Annotated in this window: 13 protein-coding genes; all 13 read right to left on the bottom strand. The window is 36.8% G+C overall.

Annotated features, from left to right (window positions below; translation table 11 throughout):
* Positions 1 to 92: 92 nt before the first annotated feature.
* On the bottom strand, positions 93 to 866 hold the full coding sequence (locus tag BN990_RS21490) for a GntR family transcriptional regulator (RefSeq protein ID WP_021289364.1): 774 nt from the start codon (positions 864 to 866) through the stop codon (positions 93 to 95).
* Between the two features lie 254 nt (positions 867 to 1,120).
* A complete protein-coding gene (locus BN990_RS04875) occupies positions 1,121 to 2,581 on the bottom strand; it encodes a CoA-acylating methylmalonate-semialdehyde dehydrogenase (RefSeq protein ID WP_021289365.1) in 1,461 nt (486 codons plus the stop codon).
* On the bottom strand, positions 2,578 to 3,474 hold the full coding sequence (locus tag BN990_RS04870) for an NAD(P)-dependent oxidoreductase (protein WP_021289366.1): 897 nt from the start codon (positions 3,472 to 3,474) through the stop codon (positions 2,578 to 2,580). Before BN990_RS04870 ends, BN990_RS04875 begins: the two co-directional genes overlap by 4 nt.
* Positions 3,475 to 3,489: 15 nt before the next feature.
* Positions 3,490 to 5,151 (bottom strand): acyl-CoA dehydrogenase family protein, encoded by a 1,662-nt coding sequence (locus BN990_RS04865; protein WP_051739023.1) that lies wholly within the window; start codon positions 5,149 to 5,151, stop codon positions 3,490 to 3,492.
* A gap of 384 nt (positions 5,152 to 5,535) precedes the next feature.
* Positions 5,536 to 7,320 carry a sigma-54-dependent Fis family transcriptional regulator gene (locus BN990_RS04860; RefSeq protein ID WP_038242743.1) on the bottom strand — a complete coding sequence of 595 codons (1,785 nt, stop codon included), beginning with the start codon at positions 7,318 to 7,320 and terminating at the stop codon, positions 5,536 to 5,538.
* Between the two features lie 365 nt (positions 7,321 to 7,685).
* The gene (gene cax, locus BN990_RS04855) at positions 7,686 to 8,750 is read right to left on the bottom strand and encodes a calcium/proton exchanger (RefSeq protein ID WP_021289370.1); all 1,065 of its coding nucleotides are present in this window, start codon (positions 8,748 to 8,750) and stop codon (positions 7,686 to 7,688) included.
* A gap of 80 nt (positions 8,751 to 8,830) precedes the next feature.
* Positions 8,831 to 10,141: an MFS transporter gene (locus tag BN990_RS04850; protein ID WP_021289371.1), complete on the bottom strand. Its 1,311-nt coding sequence runs from the start codon at positions 10,139 to 10,141 to the stop codon at positions 8,831 to 8,833.
* Positions 10,142 to 10,520: 379 nt separating this feature from the next.
* Positions 10,521 to 11,423 (bottom strand): ROK family protein, encoded by a 903-nt coding sequence (locus BN990_RS04845; RefSeq protein ID WP_187370447.1) that lies wholly within the window; start codon positions 11,421 to 11,423, stop codon positions 10,521 to 10,523.
* 24 nt (positions 11,424 to 11,447) lie between these two features.
* Positions 11,448 to 12,890, bottom strand: a complete 1,443-nt coding sequence (locus tag BN990_RS04840) for a glycoside hydrolase family 1 protein (RefSeq protein ID WP_021289373.1) — start codon at positions 12,888 to 12,890, stop codon at positions 11,448 to 11,450.
* 18 nt (positions 12,891 to 12,908) lie between these two features.
* Positions 12,909 to 14,465: a response regulator transcription factor gene (locus BN990_RS04835; RefSeq protein ID WP_021289374.1), complete on the bottom strand. Its 1,557-nt coding sequence runs from the start codon at positions 14,463 to 14,465 to the stop codon at positions 12,909 to 12,911.
* A 4-nt stretch (positions 14,466 to 14,469) separates the two neighbouring features.
* The gene (locus BN990_RS04830) at positions 14,470 to 16,218 is read right to left on the bottom strand and encodes a cache domain-containing sensor histidine kinase (RefSeq protein ID WP_051739022.1); all 1,749 of its coding nucleotides are present in this window, start codon (positions 16,216 to 16,218) and stop codon (positions 14,470 to 14,472) included.
* 34 nt (positions 16,219 to 16,252) lie between these two features.
* On the bottom strand, positions 16,253 to 17,113 hold the full coding sequence (locus BN990_RS04825; RefSeq protein ID WP_038242731.1) for a carbohydrate ABC transporter permease: 861 nt from the start codon (positions 17,111 to 17,113) through the stop codon (positions 16,253 to 16,255).
* Between the two features lie 17 nt (positions 17,114 to 17,130).
* Positions 17,131 to 18,003, bottom strand: coding sequence for a carbohydrate ABC transporter permease (locus BN990_RS04820; protein WP_021289377.1), 873 nt, complete (start codon positions 18,001 to 18,003; stop codon positions 17,131 to 17,133).
* Positions 18,004 to 18,020: the final 17 nt, after the last annotated feature.

The following is an 18,020-nucleotide window of genomic DNA, read 5'->3' as shown; positions in this document are numbered from 1 at the left end:
AATCGCAATAGTTCTTGTCTAACAGTTGCTCACAAAGAAGATGCTTAATAAAGGACAAAAAATAAACCAGTCTTATAAGAAGACTGGATCACTTATTTATTCTTGGAATTCTGACCTTTATTTTTAATTGTAAATTGGTATGAATCAGAGGAAAGATACATAAGAGTTGAAATAAAAGGCTTGGAATTCCCAGTAATAAATGTACGGTATAGTGTTAAAACTGGAAATCTAGGAGGCACATGTAAATATTCTGCGATATCTCCAGGAATTTGGTTAACCTCAATCGAACACCTAATTTCTTCTAGCTCATTTTGAGATTGCTCTTGAATTAATGTACTTAACGGTTGGAATTCAATATTATCCAACACTTTTTGTTTATTAATATATAAGTTTGGAGATATGTATCCAATATGAAATGCAATCGGCAGATCTTTAATATAGAATAAACGCTCTATCTTTTGAACTTTCATATCCGGTGAACAACCCAAAGCCTCCGCAATATTTTTGGGGGGAGTATCTAAAGTTGATCTTAACAATTTAATATTCACATCTAAACCTTGATCTAAAAGGGTTTCATAAAAACCTTTAAAATTCTCAACGCTTAGAATATCATTCAAAACATCGGTCTCAATTACAGGGGCGTTAACAAACATCCCCTTTCCACGCTGAATCGTAATTAATCCATCCGTAACCAAAAGATTTATTGACTTTCGAATGGTGACCCTGCTCACTTGATACAATTCCATCAGAACAGGTTCAGTTGGTAACTGTTCGCCAACCTCAAAATATTTATCTTGTATTTTCTGTTGTAAATCGTCAGCTATTTGACGATACATGGGAACATGACTACTGCGATCTACTTTCACAAATATAACCTCCAAATGTTATCTCGTCTTATTATACAACAATTGGTAAAACTGGACAAAAAGAATATAGTTTAAGTTTAAATGAAGTATTTGTTATGCAGTTCTTCATCAGTCACGTTTACGTACAAAATTTGTAGGTCACTGTTTGAGAATAATAAAATAACCCGGCATCTACTTTTTCCTTAAGTCAAGCACATAAAACAACCTGATCCTCGAATTTAAGAATCAGGTTGTTTTGTACATCTTGCTATTTATCAAAACCAGCGTTCGGTTACCACTTTTTTCCTTGTATAAAATTGTACGCCATCTTTTCCATTTGTACCTAAATCTCCGTAGAAGGAAGCTTTGTTTCCAGCAAATGAGAAGAACGCCATTGGTGCTGGTACATTGACATTAATACCAACCATACCAGCATCGATACGCTCACGGAAAGTTTGTGCATGTTTACCATTCAAAGTATAGATAACAGCACCATTGGCAAATTTAGATTGATTCGTTAACTTTATGCCTTCCTCCAAATCTTTCACTCGGACAACACTTAAGACAGGTGCAAATATTTCATCTTGCCATATTTTCATATCTGGGGTTACTTGATCAAAGATAGTCGCACCAACATAATATCCATCTGGAGTAGCTTCTTCGATATGACGCCCGTCTACAAGCAGATCTGCTCCCTCGTCAACACCTGAATCAATATAGCGAATCACTCTTTCTTTATGAGAATCACGGATTACCGGTCCTACAAATGTCGATTCATCCATCCCGTCCCCAGCTTTTAATTTTTTTGTTTCCGATGTTAGTAATTCTAGGAATTCATCAGCTACCTCATCTACAACGGCAACTACCGAACAAGCCATACATCTTTCCCCACTGCTACCGAAGGCTGCGCCAATCACGCCTTGAACTGTTTTTTCTATATTGCAATCAGGCATAACGACCGCATGATTTTTAGCTCCAGCTAGTGCCTGCACACGTTTGCCATTAGCAGTACCTGTTTGATATACATGTTTTGCGACAGGCTCTGAACCAACAAAGGAAATAGCCTCAATGTCAGGATGTTCTAATACGCGATTAACCACATCTTTTGCCCCATGAACTAAATTCAATACGCCATCTGGAAATCCAGACTGATAGAATAAATCAACAAGGCGTTCAGCCAAAATTGGTGTACGTTCGGATGTTTTCAAGACAAATGTATTTCCACATGCGATTGCCAATGGGAACATCCAAAGCGGTACCATCATTGGAAAGTTAAATGGTGTTACCCCTGCTACAACACCGAGTGGGTAACGCCAGATTGATCCATCTATCCCTTTCGCTATACTTGGAAGTGCATCTCCCATCATGAGATTCGGTGTGGAGGTTGCCAGTTCTACTACTTCAATTCCTCGCTGTACCTCCCCTTCTGCATCTCTTAATGATTTCCCATTTTCAAGCGTAATAATCTTTGCTAACTCTGCTTTATGTTCTTTTAAAAGATGAAGATATTGAAAGAGATAACGAGCACGATCAGGTACTGGAACAGCCGCCCAATCTTCATAAGCTTCTTTTGCAGCAGCAACTGCTAGGTCTACGTCTTCCTTCTCTGATAAAGCTACTTGTGCAATAACCTCCCCTGTTGCAGGATTAGGAATATCAACTACTTCATCGCTCTGTGATTCTACCCATTTGTTACCGATAAAGTTTTTCATCATTTTTATTTCTGAAGATATCATTTTGCTGCCTCCTTCTTATTTGATTGTTCTTTCACTCGTTGGTACAGAACAGACATATCTTTATCCCCAAAACCTTCCTGCTCTACTTCCTTATACAAAGCTAATAATGTTTTGCTAATCGGTAAGTCCAATTGATTGTTATCTGCCACATCCATCGCAAACTCCAAATCTTTACGCAGTAACTTCAAGGAGAATCCTGGATTGTAATCTTCGTTAGCAATAAAAGTTTGATAATTCCGTTCATAAATTCGGCTCTGTCCATAGCTAACATTAAGCATTGAAAACAAGTCATCTAAATCAATATTTTTCTTATTAGCAATATGCAAGGCTTCACTAACCCCAGCAGTATAAAAACCAATTAATAAATTATTAATTAATTTAACTGTTGTTCCACTATCAATCTGTTCATCGACATGGAAGATATTTTCACCAAGCACTTCGAGTACAGGTAAGACTTCATTATAGATAGCTGTTGGCCCACCAACCATCACGGTCAATGTTTGGTTTTCAGCACCAATTACTCCTCCGCTGACCGGTGCTGCCAAAAACGATAATTGTTTTGCTTTACATGCTGCTGCAATCTGTTGATTAAGTTCAGGCGCGACGGTACTTGTATCGATCAACAACTTTGAATCGTCGCTTCTATCAACCAGTCCATCGACACCTAAGTAGACATCTTCTACCGCCTTAGAAGATGGCAAGCTCGTAAAAATCAAATCACTTTTCGCTACCACGTCAGCGATAGTAGAAGTAATCTCACCACCAGCCTGCTTCAACGAAAGTAGAGCTTGCTCATTTAAGTCATAACCAGTAACATGATATCCTTCCTGAATCAATCCCTTTGACATCGGTAATCCCATGTTCCCTAAACCAATAAATCCAATCTTCTTCATGCTATCCCCCATTTCTTATTCCATATATCCGTCATTTGCAATAATTGCTTGAGCAATTTCCTGTTTTACTAAAAATATATTGGAATACCTTACTGGTAATGCCCGAATGTCATCCAGTTGTTCACCCTTGTCGTTATCACTTATAGTTAAAGAAGACAGAAGCATGATCGCATTGTTTTCAATTCGTTGATATGCTTCCTCACAAAATAAGTTCGCTAGCTTTTGCTTCAACTGCTGATTGCTATCGGCAGCCATCAGTTGCGTAGCGTTCATAACGTAGAATTCCTTAATAATATCGGCCATACTTCGTAGCGACATCTGTTCAAACTTTGTCTGATCGGAAACTTTAGAAAACGCATTCAAAATAATGTTTATTATTGTCGCTGCATGGCGAATAAATGGATGGGCGGCGTTTGTGTCGATAGCAAGCAAGTGCTCCTTTTTATTTTTCAAAAACGATTTCGCTATGGTTTGTCGATTGATTTCATTTGTTCCTTCAAAAATACGATTAATACGAGCATCACGATAAATTCGTTCTACTTCATATTCTTGCATATAACCATATCCACCATGAATCTGAACTGCTTCATCAATCACATAGTCTAATGTTTCAGAAGCTTGCACTTTATTGACCGAACAATCCATTGCATAGTTCGCCAGGTGGCTAACTACATTGTCTACATGGTTATCCAGAACATCTAATGTTCCGGCAGTATACGATGCAGAACTTTCTGCACCATAAATCGCTACTGCCATATTGGCTATTTTCTCCTGAATCATGCCAAACTCTACGACAGCTTGCTGAAATTGTTTCCGTTCTTTTCCATATTCAACAGCAATGGCCAATGCTTGCTTGGATGTTCCAATATTCGCAAAAGCCAGTTTTAGACGAGCAAGATTTAAAATGTTTAACGCAATTTTATGCCCTTTGCCAATATCTCCTAGAATTTGTTCGTCTGATAGGATAACATCTTCAAAGATAACGGTTGCTGTAGATGAACCTTTAATCCCAAGCTTTTTTTCCTCAGGACTAACGGAAACCCCGGGGGTATCCCTTTCAACAATAAACGCAGTTATTCCATCTATCGTATTAGCAAACACAACATATACATCAGCAATATGTGCATTGGTAATCCATTGTTTTTCTCCATTTAGTTTCCATGTTTTCGTTCCTTCTTTCTTCTTTGCTGTTGTTTTAGATGCTAGGGCATCGGAACCTGCATGTGGCTCTGTCAAAGCGTAAGCACCCACCCATTCACCAGATACTAATTTAGGTAAATAGGTTCGTTTTTGGCCTTCTGTCCCAAAATAAACAAAAGGTAATGTACCAACTCCTGTATGAATATTATAGGATACACTAAATGACCCGCCAAAACCCATTTTTTCAGCGATGTTACCTGCCATTCGTTTCCCCATGGAAAGTCCGCCATAATCTTCAGGAACATCTGCACCAAGCAGTCCAAGCTTACCGGTCTCACGAAAAAGTTGTTTTGCTAATGTATAATCATGTGCTTCAAGTTTATCCATATTGGGATTTACTTGTTGGGAAACAAATTTTTCAATAGTTTTTGTAATCAGTTGTTTTTCTTCTTGAAAATGATCGAGATTCAATATCTGTTTGAATACATCCTCATTTGGAAACATGGATTCTCGCTGAGATGCACTTACTTTCTCCATCTTCTCGCCCCCTTCAATCTTACAAATGCAAAATTCATGCCAACCCCTCACTACCTTTACGAAGCTATTTAATAACGCCGGCTTGGATTTGGTAATTTGTTATCTTGCCGCTGCGGACGGCCGCTTTCCGCGGGTAACGCTTCAGGCTCCTCCGGGATCTTCAGCTGTTGCTTTTCCCGCTGGAGTCAGCTGTCCTTCACTTCATCACGAGACAAATCAACAAATTGCCCCCCCATCCTCTTACTCCTTCGAGTGTGGTTAGTGATTATGCAACTCTACACATAAAGTGTTTAGCTGTCCATACAATTCCACATCCTATCTATAAACATTTTATTCCATACAAAATCACAGGATTCCTTAAAAGTATGCCTGTGATTGTACGTATTATATTTTTTTATAGCGTGATAATTTATTATATAGTGTTGAACGGGACATACCTAAAAGCTTAGCTGCTTGTGATTTATTTCCTTGTACTTTTCTTAGCGTACGTTCAATTAACTCTTGCTCCTCTTTGGAAGCTTCCTCTAATAATTCCTTTCTTCTTCCAAGATGATTATGGTGAGACGGGCTATAGGATTCCATTTCCTGAGAAGCAGTATTTGTTTGTTCAAGCTCGGGTAATTCATCAAATGTAATATGATCCCCATCTGTTAGGACAAACAATCGCTCCAATACATTCATTAGTTCACGTATATTCCCCGGCCAATGATATGTATGCATCATTTGCAGCAACTTCTGATCGATTGTTTTTTCTTTCACATCATAGGTTTTTGCCAACGCTTGTAATTTATGAGAAACAATAATAGGAATATCTTCTTTTCGATCTCGTAACGGCGGGATCGATAACGGAATGACATAAAGTCGATAAAACAAATCTTCACGAAATTCCCCTGTCCTGACCAGTTGCGGCAAATCCTTATTCGTAGCTGTAATTAATCGAAAATTAACAGGTGTCGATTGATGACCGCCTACCCGTTCCACTTTTTTCTCTTGAAGCACACGTAAGATTTTTGCCTGCATCGCTAGTGGCATATCGCCGATTTCATCTAAAAAAATCGTTCCGTTATGCGCTAATTCGAATTTACCTATTTTCCCGTCTTTATCAGCTCCTGTAAATGCTCCTTTAGCATAACCGAACAATTCGGATTCCATTAACCCATCTGGAATAGCGGCACAGTTGACACTGATAAAATTGCCATGTCTTGTACTGCAACCATAATGAATCGCCTTGGCAAATTGCTCTTTCCCGACCCCGCTTTCACCTGTTATTAATACGGCAGCTTGTGATTTAGCAGCTTTTCTTGCCATTTTTTTTGGTTCTGATATAACCGGACTCTCCCCGAGTATATCCTCAAATTTCACACATGCTTCTGGTTCATTAACAGTTTTATAAGCTATCGGGGACTGATTTTTTTGAACATCCAACTGTTCCATTCGTTGAATAACCTGATAAATTTCAGAAACACCTTCATAGACAAGAATTCCTGCTGCACCAATTATTTTATTATTTTCCCAAATTGGAATGCGATGTACAATTACATTTTGTCCTTGCAAATTATGAGGCTGACTACGCTCGGGAACACCGGTTTTCAAGACAACCGGTAACCGTGTATTATCGATAACGTTCACTGCATGCATGCCAACTGCTTTTCCTTTAGGAACGCCAGTATATCGACTGTACGCTTGATTAAATAGGCGAATAATTCCATTTTCATCTACCACCGTTAATCCTTCATAAGCTGTATCAAATACGAACTGATACCATCTTAAGGATTCCTCTCTCTTGTCGAGCTCTTCGATCAAAAATCGCTGAAAGTACGTTAATTCCTTATCTGAAATCGAACCGATAAGTTTTTCATCTTCATTGATGATATATACTGGTACATCGGTCACTTGTCTCATCAGGATACGATCATTTAAAACTCGATAATTCAGGCTCATTATTCTTGTAACATCATCCATAACCGAGTGTTCTTGCAAATAATTTACTACTTCATGTACACGAAAAACACCCATAATACTGCCATTATCTATAATTGGAAGTTCTGTTTGATTTTGTTCTGTGGCAATTTTCATGGCATCCTTAATCGTCATTGACTTTTGGATGGTTATAAGATTGGAATTCATCCACTTTTCTACCGTATGTATTACTTCTTCCACGCTAACCATCCTCCTATAATTAGATAAATTGAGCGGTTGTTCAATTTTTGTCCATTATACCCTGCAAATAAATGTAAGCCTTTTCATTTATGCGTGTAGAAACATGTGTTTTTTCTGAATTATAGCATTATTTTTTTGGATTCGCAAACGGCCTTCTTCCATTCGAAACGAAATACATGATCTTATTGCATACGAGGCAAACTAAACTTAAAGGAGGGAATGACATGGCAAAAGGAAAAACAAAAACAAAAAATAAGAGTAAAGAAGAAATTAATGATATGAAAAATCAAAACAAATATAAACGCAATCGTCCTCCTGGTAATTAACACAGGTCAAAGCATCCACAGATAGCTCATCGTGGATGCTTTATCTATTTATAATAAGTAAAATCCGATACCCATGATGACATAAGCCGCTAGTAATACCAATCCTTCAAACCAATTGGAATCACCATCAACCGATATACGAATCATTAACAATACGGCTGTAACCATACTGATAAGCTCTGCCCACGTAAATACAAGTGGCATCGATGTCGTGAAAAAGAGAGACAAAAGGACGAGAACTGGTGCGACAAACATAGCTACTTGGAGGGTTGATCCAACTGCTATTTCAACTGCAACGTCCATTTTATTTTTATACGCCATAATTACAGCTGATCCATGCTCCGCAGCATTTCCTACAATTGCTACAATAATCACACCAATGAATAATTCTGTCCAACCAAACGTGTCACCTACGACTTCAAATGTATGAACCAGATTTTCAGACACATAAGCAACAGAAATGGTAGAAGCAGCTAAGACAATAATGGACTTTATTTTTCCCCATTCTGGAACTTCTTCTTCCTGTTTTTTTTCTACATCTTCATTATTGTTTGTATAGACACCTCGATGAGTCACAAGCTTAAACACAAGTGCAGCGATATATAAAAGAATTAAAATAATCGAAATACCGATACTTAAAATCATTGTATCTGTTTCATTCATGGATGCAGAAAATACTTCGGGAATAACAAATGCCACAACAACAGCAAAGATTAACAGACCTGAATTATGTCTAGCATCATATACATCGAAAGATTGGCGTTTATATTTCAACCCGCCAACAAAAAATGAAAGACCAGCAACAAGTAATAAGTTACCTAGTACAGACCCAGTAAGTGAGGCAAGGACAATTCCAATTAATCCCGCCTTTAATGAAAAAATTGAAATAATGAGTTCTACTGCATTTCCAAAAGTAGCATTCATTAATCCACCAATTCGTGGCCCCATTACGATTGCTAAACTTTCAGTTGCTCGGCCAATAAAACCAGCAAGGGCAATAATCGTTAGGCAGTAGATGGCAAACATGATGACTGCAGACCAATGCAGTAAGGATCCGATCACAGATAAAGGTAGCCCTATAATTACTAAAATAATGAAGATTTTATTCATCATTTCGCATCATCCCCTTTCAAAAATGTTATAGGGATAGGCTACCCAATTTGGATGGTTTTATTTCAATGTATATACTCCTTTTATTGATTCACCACATCTTCTTCCACATCATCATATCCCTCATCAAGATCCTGTGATCGACGATCTTTCACAGTCAAAATAGCGACTAATGAGATAATTGCGGTTAAAATAATATAACAAGCGACCGGAATATAGGAATTATTAAATTGCATCAAAAGGTATGTAGCTACTAATGGAGCTGTTCCACCAGCTGCCGCTGCACCAATTTGATACCCTAATGAAATCCCTGTGTATCTTACTTTTGCTGAAAAAATCTCAGAAAACATGGTACCAAGAACTGCTGTAATTGGTGACCAAATCAGTCCAAGTCCCACGATCGTAGCAATTACTAAAAGCGCCACTGAATCTTGGTGGATTAGCCAGAAGTAAGGAAATGCATAGAGTATCATTAATATCGTTCCCCAAATATACAGTGGCTTTCGACCAATTTTATCCGATAATCTTCCCATAATTGGGATTAGTACCGTTGTAATGACGGTGGCAATCATTACTGCATTTAATATCGTTGTTTCACTAAATGCCAAGTTAGATGTGGCATAAGAGACAATAAAGGTACCGAAAATATAAAATGGGGCCGTTTCGACAACTTTTGCTCCGATGGCAATTAATACCTCGCGCCAATGAAATCGAAGGGTGTCTACAATTGGCAGTTTGGCAACATTGCCTTTTGCTTGGTTATTTCGGAAAGATGGGGTTTCATCAATTCCCTTACGAATCCATAAACCAAAAATAACTAGCAATGCACTAAGAATGAATGGAATTCGCCAGCCCCAAGCCATAAAGGCATCATCTGGCAATAACGACATAACAGAAAGGGCAAGCGTACCCATAACCATTCCAATCGTTACTCCCATCTGCGGCACACTGCCAAAAAGACCACGCTTTTCTTTTGGTGCATATTCTACAGCAAGTAAAAGTGCACCTCCCCATTCTCCACCAAGACCCAATCCTTGAATTAAGCGTAAGATGATAAGTAAAACAGGTGCCCATATTCCAATTGCTTCATATGTGGGAAGTATCCCCATCCCGAAGGTGGCAGCCCCCATTAGACTTAATGTTAGTACAAGCGTCTTCTTTCTTCCTATCTTATCACCAATATGACTAAAAATAATACCACCAAACGGACGAATAAAAAATGCTAGTGCAAATGTAGCAAAAGCATAAAGCGTACCAAAAGCAGGATCTTCACTAACAAAGAATAGTTGATTGAACACAAGTGCTGCTACTGTACCGTATAAAAAGTAATCAAACCACTCAATTGCACTTCCCACAACACTTGCAATCAGTACTCTCCTCATACCTTTATCCATGTTTTTTCCCCCATATTATTATCTATTATTCTTTTGACGCTCGGTAATGAAGTGGTTTTTTCTTACTTTGAATCGCTTTCATCAATAAAATGAAAAGATCTCCTCCTTTAACTAATAATTTAACCTCCATTTAAAATACGCGTATAAATTTAAATATAACTTAAATTTATACTAAGAATTATAAAATAATTCCGTTTATTATGTCAAATAATTTTTTGAAAAATCAAGTAAATGTTTTATACTTAAATGCTCGGAATTTAGGGGCCCTTATTACGTAAAAAGCCAAAAGCTTTACGCCTTTGGCTTTTTTGTAAATTAGAGGGAGTATTAAGATTGCAATTGACTTTATTAAACTCCCTCTTTTCTTGAATGATTAAAATCAATCATTTATGCGCTTTTCTATCTGCTTCCTATACCCATATACACTTCCAAGCAAATTAGCATGTTGGCGGAAATGACAGAATTTTATAGTAGGCTTTATGGTGGAGAGGTCAATTTTTGCTAAGATTGCATCCACCTTCTCATCAATTGCATCAATAAGATCCACTCGCTCACTTATTCCCCCACCGAGTAAGATAATCTCCGGATCATAAATATATTGTAAATTATAAATCCCAACTGCAAGTATGTGATAAAATTCTTCTAAAGCCTCGATGCAGATATTATCGCCGCTATCAGCCAATTGAAAGATCCTTTCCCCAGTTAATTCTTGAATATTACTTAATCCTTTTTGTTTGGCTACTTTTTTTACCAATGCTCGTGTAGATGCAACCCGGCTCCAGACATCATCATCCCCAGTTATGTTCGTATTAAGAAGCATATAACCAAACTCGCCACCATGGAGATTAGCTCCTTTATGGATGGTTCCATCCTTAATAACAGCTCCACCGATTCCGGTACCAATTACAACAACGAGTATATCCTTTTTTCCCTTCGCTGCTCCCTTCCATAATTCTGCATAAGCAGCACAATTCGCATCATTTTCCACATACACTGGTAAATTAAAACGCTCTGATAGCATTTCTTTTATATTCGGTCCATGTAAATAAGGCACTGCGCTGGAGCCATATACAATCCCATGATCAGAAACTGCCCCAGGGCTAGACACAGCTACACCCTTTATATTGATCTGCCGTTTTAAATAATGATCCATTACATCCATTAACGCTTCTATCGTAGAAGGGGTGTTTACTTTTTCCAGTTGTGATATTTCACCTTGATCATTAACAACACCCATTTTAATATAGGTTCCACCTATATCGATACTGAAGTAACTTTCCACTAAGTCCCCCTCCATTCCCTAGTATTACTTCACCATGTCATCATTGATTGCTTCAAAATTCCGCTCTTCTATTAAATTTTTAAACCAATAGGCTGATTTCTTTAGACGCCGATTACGATTAGCCTCTAAGTCTATTTCTACTAAACCATATCGGTTTTTAAAGGCATTCATTGGCGAAACATTATCAGAGAACGCCCACAACATATATCCTGTACAATTAACCCCTTGTACGATTGCTTTCATTAACCATTTGAGATGCTCACTTATGAATTCGATGCGATAATCATCTTGAATGATACCATCTTCATTTTTGAATCGTTCCTCGCCTTCTACCCCCATTCCGTTTTCTGCTACAAACCATTCGATATTTCCATATTCTTCTTTCATTCGAATTGCCATATCATACATAATTTGTGGGTATATTTCCCATCCTCGATAAGGATTCATTTTCTTCCCTGCCAATTCATGTTTTTCATAATAATATGCTGGATGAAATGGAATATGGTCATTCCAAGCAGTGGATCTAGCTTTCACGCGGTGTGGAAAATATAAGTTGATACCAACATAATCGATCGTATTCTCTTTTATCACTTGCAATTCCTCTTTTATATAGTCAAAGGTAACTCCATGCGCCTCCATTAACTCAAATAACTCAGCTGGATATTCTCCTTTTATTGAAGGATCTAAAAAAATGCGATTAAAGAACAAATCATACATTCTGGCTGCTTCTTGATCATGTCTTGCTGTTGATCGTGCATAGGTAACTTCTGGATTAAGGATAACGCCAATCTTTGCTCCATGGTTTTCTTTCAGTTTCAGTTGTTTAAATAACTTTACAGCTTTAGCTGTAGCCAAGACCTTATTGTAATTCCATTGCATCCATTTTTTTGTATTTTGTTCAAATGGCCAGCGGATTGCATCTAAATATACCCTAGTCTGTACCACAATCGGTTCATTGAAGGTGAACCAATGTTTTACACGATCACCGTAACGTGCAAATACCTTTTCCGCATACTTAATAAATAGATGAATCACATGTTTTGATTCCCAGCCTCCATATTTTTCTAACAAAATAGCCGGCAGTTCGTAATGCTCTAAACATATCATTGGCTCAATGTGATTAGCAATAAGTTCATCAATCATATTGTCGATATGCTTTGCATATGTTTCATCCACAACCGCATTCTCATAATCGATTAGAAAACGGGACCAATTAATTGATGTTCTGAAATGAGTTAGGCCTATTTCTTTCATGTAGCTGATATCTTCTTGATAACGATGATAGAAATCTGTAGCTATTCCTGGACCGTAACCATTGTGCCAAACATGCTTATTGTTCTTATACCAACTATCCAAATAAGAATCTTGAAAATCTTTTTTACCTGCCCACCCTTCTGTCTGCCATGCTGACATGGCAGCTCCTAATATAAAATCCGTTGGTAATTGCAAATTAATTGTTTCATTCATATTCATAGGCCTCCTTGTTTAGGATTCATCTGTATTTTTGCTTTGAGTGGCTAGCAGCTTTCGATAATTCGTTGGTGTGATGTCAGTAAAACGCTTAAAAACTTCAACGAAGTACTTGTATTCCTGAAAACCAACTTCTTTTGCAATTTCATGTATTCGATATGGTGTCTCTGCTAATAATTGCTTTGCTTTGTCCATACGTAATTGATTTACATATTCATTAAATGTTTTACCTGTTTGTTGTTTAAATAAGGAGCTAAAGTAATTTGGCGATATATTCATGACATTCGCTAATTCAATTACTTTAATATTCGATGTATAATAAGTTTGGATATAATTCTCGGCACGTTTAATGATCCAATCTGTCGTATTGACTTTTTGTACATTTACGCTGTTCATAACATTGTCTAGTGCGTAATTAAACTGTGTCTGAAGTATTGAATAAGAATTATGTTTTGCTAGGTTTATACTTTCTAATTGTTTGGGATGAAGTTGAGATACTTCTTTTTCAAAAAGGGACTTATAACGATAAATGACTTCCTCCATGATCTCCATACATGTTTCTACTACTTCATGCAAAAAGTACTCATTTGTTTGAAAATAAGTAAATAACGTATTGACTAGCTTCCTTACCTTATTACTATCTTGAAAGCAAGCAGATAACACTTCTTCAACGATCGATGATGGAAATTCCCTCTGCCCCTTACGTTCCGTCTGATAGCAGTAGATAGATTGATTATTCAAGGGTAGATATGGCAGCATATTTATTAGAATGGTATATTGTTGCTGTAGTTGTTGAAGCGGGATTATTCTGTCACTCCAAATGAATTTCATATCGTTTTGTATTAATGGATGAAGAATAGTCGTAAATAAATCAATCTTAAGATCATTCTCTTCAACGATAATACACGTTAACAACAAATTCTCATCTGTAAAGATGGAAACAGCCTGATACCCATTTTTTACTACTATGTCTTGAATCACATGTTTCCAATCTGTTTTTAAAGCATGTATATCATATTCAGTCAGTTGATTTGTTTTTTCCGCCCATTCATTCATTCTGCTTAAAACTGGATAGATTTTGACTTGGTGGTTGATAGAATTATCCATAGATTCAATGGTAAATTCATTAATTTGCTGATAAATCGTATTCATCAGCTCCATGTGTTGCAAAGCTGTTTTCTGTTCCTCGGTTTTCGACAGCGCTTGTGTCAGATTCACCACTTTTTTTATTAGCTCTTCTACATTCACCGGCTTTAATTGATAATCTTTTACTCCTAGCTTTATTGCTTTTTGTGCATAAGCAAATTCATCATAACCACTAATCATAATGATTTGCACAGACGGATATTGTTTATAAATCAACTCAGCTAGCTGTAAACCATCTATTTTTGGCATTTTCACATCTGTTACAATTATGTCAATATTCCCATGATCAATTATCTTTTCCATTGCTTCTTGACCATCATAAGCGACAGCTACTACATTCACATTATAATCTGACCAAGGGATGGTTTGACTCAACCCTCGACATATAATCGGTTCATCATCTACAATTAGTAAATTAAAAGACATGACCTTATTCACCTAGTTCTCTTTGAATATTTTTCACTCTTTCCATATCTATCAATGGAAGAACAATTTGAATAGATGCGCCCTGTGTCAGATTTGTTTTTTCTAAAGTAGCCGCTTTACCAAAGACGAGCTCTAGTCTTTCTTGTAAATTCCGAAGCGCATAACCATGTATACCTATTTTTTCTGGATTGGTAAATCCCCATCCGTTATCGATTACATTAATATAAAGCGAGTTGTATGACCGATAACCATGAATCCTAATGATCCCTTGTCTTGGCAAGTCTTTAAATCCATGTTTAATACTGTTTTCTACTAATGGTTGGAGTAACTGTTTCAGGACATAGTTATCTTTCACATCATCCTGTACATTAATATAAAATTGGAGACGATCTCCTAATCTACTTTGCTGTAGTTCTAAGTAATTTTTAATATAGTTGATCTCTTCTTTTAATTGAACCCATGGTTTTCCGTTATTTAACTTCATCCGAAAGATGGAAGAAAGCCGTTCAATTAGACGACTGGTTTCATAAGCATTCTCTAGCCTTGCTGTCCAGCGAATCATATCCAGGGTATTATACAAAAAATGTGGATCAATTTGACTTTGAAGCGCTTTTAATTCTGAGTCCTTTTGTTTTATTTTTAACCTATATTCCACATTTATATGATTTTGAATGGTCTTTACCATTTTGTTAAAGTGCATACCTAGAATTCCAATTTCATCTCTTGATTGTACATCTACACTTGCAGTAAAATCTCCGTTACTCACTTGCCATGTTTGTTTCGTTAGCTCAATAATTCTTCGAATATTCGATCTATAAAATCCAACAAAAGCAACAGCCCCTAATAAAATCAAGAGAATGATCATATTTCGAATCGAATTGCGTACATGATATAGTTCTTGAACAACTTCTCCTTCATCAACCATGGCGACGGAATACCAGTTAGTGCCTTGTAATTCTTTTTTTACGACGAGATAATTACTATCTTTTGTTTCCAAACGATACGATGATGCTTTTCCTTTTGTTACCCACGTTGCAAGTTCTGTTTCGGGATATTGCTTCCCGACCAGAGATGGATCGGAATGCAGGACTACAGAACCTTCATTTGATAATACAAAATAACTCCATTTCGTTGATGAATCTTGGGATTCAATACTGCGATATAACTTCTCATGATCCAGGCGAATGCGAACCATACCTATTCGATTATTAATTTGGTTCAAATCGTTAATAGCCCGGGATACACTGATAACTTCTTTCTCTCCCTCCCATTCACTCGTTACATGGTAAGCATCACTCCAAAGTGGTGCTCCGCTTTTTTGAATGGCAGCTTTAGCTAATTCCTTCTCACCATTAAGAATGGGCTCGCCTAGATCTAAGATTGTTCCATCCTCCGCTTCTAGTAAAACGGATGAAACATAGGGTTTAGATATCATTTGAAATGTAAAATAGCCATTTATACCATCTACAGCATTTTTGTAAGCTAGTTGATGTGTTTCTGCTTCTGGTGTCATAAAAAATGTCCGAAACTCCTTATCATAAGTCATATAAGCAGTCATATTAGTAACTTCTTCTATAATAGCGGATAAATTTTGTTCATTCTTCTCTAGATTCCCAATAATATCCTCTTTTGCCTGGTCCTTCAGTGCAACAGAAGTCTGATAATAAATGATAAAACCAAATACAGTAGGCAGCGTGATTAACACGACAAACACTGTTATGAACTTCCGCTTTAATCCCCAATTCGGAATCATCATACATCATTCCTTGTCGTTTAATTCTTCTATTCTACCCTTTTACCGCTCCGGCTGTCATACCCTTAACAATTTCTTTTTCTAAAAACAGGTAGAATACAACGATTGGAATTAAAGACATGGTTAACCCCGCCACCTGTGCTCCATAATTGGTTGTGAATTGCCCAGCAAAACTAGCCAAACCTAAAGGTAATGTTTGAAATGCTGGATCATTAATTAAAACGAGGGCGAAAGAAAATTCATTCCAATTGTAAATAAAATTTAGAATTACCACGGTAGCTAACGCTGGACGAGACATTGGTAAAATAATCGACCAAAAAATGCGAAACACGCCACACCCATCCATAATTGCTGATTCTTCAATATCATTAGGGAATGCTTTCATAAAACTCGTTAGTAAAAAGATCGTGATGGGTAAGTGAAACGCGATGTACGGAAAAAGCAGCGTTATCGGTGTATCTAATAAGCCCAAATCTCGCATCAATATAAACATTGGTACAAGCGTAGCGTGAATAGGAATTAACATACCAAAAATGAAGAATGTATATACTAACTTGCTCATTTTAAACGTAAATCGTGCTAAAAAGAAGGATGCAAGTGCTCCGAATAACACCGTAATTAGAGTAGCGGTAATACAAATGAAAATACTATTTCCAAATAGCACTCCAAGATTGGCTGTTTCCCATGCATTTACATAATTTTCTAAAACAAACGTATGTGGGAACCCTAATTGATTTGTTAAAAACTCTTGTTCCGATTTAAAAGAATTAATCATCATCCACAAAATCGGATATGCATTAACTAGTGCAAATAGAAAAAGAATCAGATAAATGGACGTCTTTTTTATACTCCTTCTTGGATATAATTTAAGCTTAGATCTATTCAATAACTCCATTAAGACGATACTCCTTTCTAAATCATCTTCTTTCCTAAGACTTTCGTGACAATAAAAATTAAGATTAGACTAAAAAAGAAGATAAAAACTGAAACGGCACTTCCATATCCGTAATTCAATTGACTAAAGGTCTCCTGGAACATATACAACGCCATCACATCTGTAGAATGGGAAGGACCTCCATTGGTCATTACATAAATTAAATCAAAGGTTTTTAAACTACCGGATATACATAAAATGATAGCTACGATGATGGTATCCCAGATCATTGGAATTGTTATTTTCCAAGTCGTTGCCCATTCTGATGCACCGTCCATTTTCGCAGCTTCTATTACTTCATCTGGTACATTTTGTAAGGCTGCTAGAAAAATAATTAAATAGAGACCAACAAATTGCCAAATCACTGTGACCAAGACAGCAATCATTGCCCACTGTGGATCACCTAACCAATTCTGTGCCAACTCACGAAGTCCGATAGATTGTAATAACTGATTGATCATGCCATTTTTTGAATTATACATGAGGCTCCATGTTAGAGAAATAACTACCGTAGATAAGACAACCGGTAAAAACCCTATTGTTCGAAAAAACCTTACTCCCTTCAATTTGCGATTTAATAATAGAGCGATTAATAGTGCAATTGGAATTTGACCTAAGACGGAGGCAATTACGACATAGATGTTATTTTTTACAGAGTTCCAAAATAAGGAATCCTGAAATAATTCCTTAAAATTATCCAGCCCTACAAAAGTCATCTCAGAGAATCCATCCCACTGCATGAAAGAATAATAGAATGATTGAATAATAGGATAAATGGCAAATAGAATATAAAATAATAAAGCAGGTAACAATCCGATTATAATAATGCCTTTTTTACCAAGTAAATGCATATTCTTCTCGCCTCCTT

Source organism: Virgibacillus salexigens (assembly GCF_000723585.1).
In the GTDB taxonomy this organism is placed as follows: Bacteria; Bacillota; Bacilli; order Bacillales; family Amphibacillaceae; genus Virgibacillus; species Virgibacillus salexigens.
The sequence above is the reverse complement of the archived record's forward strand: the minus strand, read 5'-3'. Positions and strand labels throughout refer to the sequence as shown.

What these genes read in the sequence shown, in the direction of transcription:
- cax (WP_021289370.1), bottom strand. Translation starts at nt 8,750, where the DNA reads ATGATGAATAAAATCTTCATTATTTTAGTAATTATAGGGCTACCTTTA.
- BN990_RS04830 (WP_051739022.1), bottom strand. Translation starts at nt 16,218, where the DNA reads ATGATTCCGAATTGGGGATTAAAGCGGAAGTTCATAACAGTGTTTGTC.
- BN990_RS04825 (WP_038242731.1), bottom strand. Translation starts at nt 17,113, where the DNA reads ATGGAGTTATTGAATAGATCTAAGCTTAAATTATATCCAAGAAGGAGT.
- BN990_RS04860 (WP_038242743.1), bottom strand. Translation starts at nt 7,320, where the DNA reads ATGGTTAGCGTGGAAGAAGTAATACATACGGTAGAAAAGTGGATGAAT.
- BN990_RS04875 (WP_021289365.1), bottom strand. Translation starts at nt 2,581, where the DNA reads ATGATATCTTCAGAAATAAAAATGATGAAAAACTTTATCGGTAACAAA.
- BN990_RS04865 (WP_051739023.1), bottom strand. Translation starts at nt 5,151, where the DNA reads ATGGAGAAAGTAAGTGCATCTCAGCGAGAATCCATGTTTCCAAATGAG.
- BN990_RS04820 (WP_021289377.1), bottom strand. Translation starts at nt 18,003, where the DNA reads ATGCATTTACTTGGTAAAAAAGGCATTATTATAATCGGATTGTTACCT.
- BN990_RS04840 (WP_021289373.1), bottom strand. Translation starts at nt 12,890, where the DNA reads ATGAATGAAACAATTAATTTGCAATTACCAACGGATTTTATATTAGGA.
- BN990_RS04850 (WP_021289371.1), bottom strand. Translation starts at nt 10,141, where the DNA reads ATGGATAAAGGTATGAGGAGAGTACTGATTGCAAGTGTTGTGGGAAGT.
- BN990_RS04870 (WP_021289366.1), bottom strand. Translation starts at nt 3,474, where the DNA reads ATGAAGAAGATTGGATTTATTGGTTTAGGGAACATGGGATTACCGATG.
- BN990_RS04835 (WP_021289374.1), bottom strand. Translation starts at nt 14,465, where the DNA reads ATGTCTTTTAATTTACTAATTGTAGATGATGAACCGATTATATGTCGA.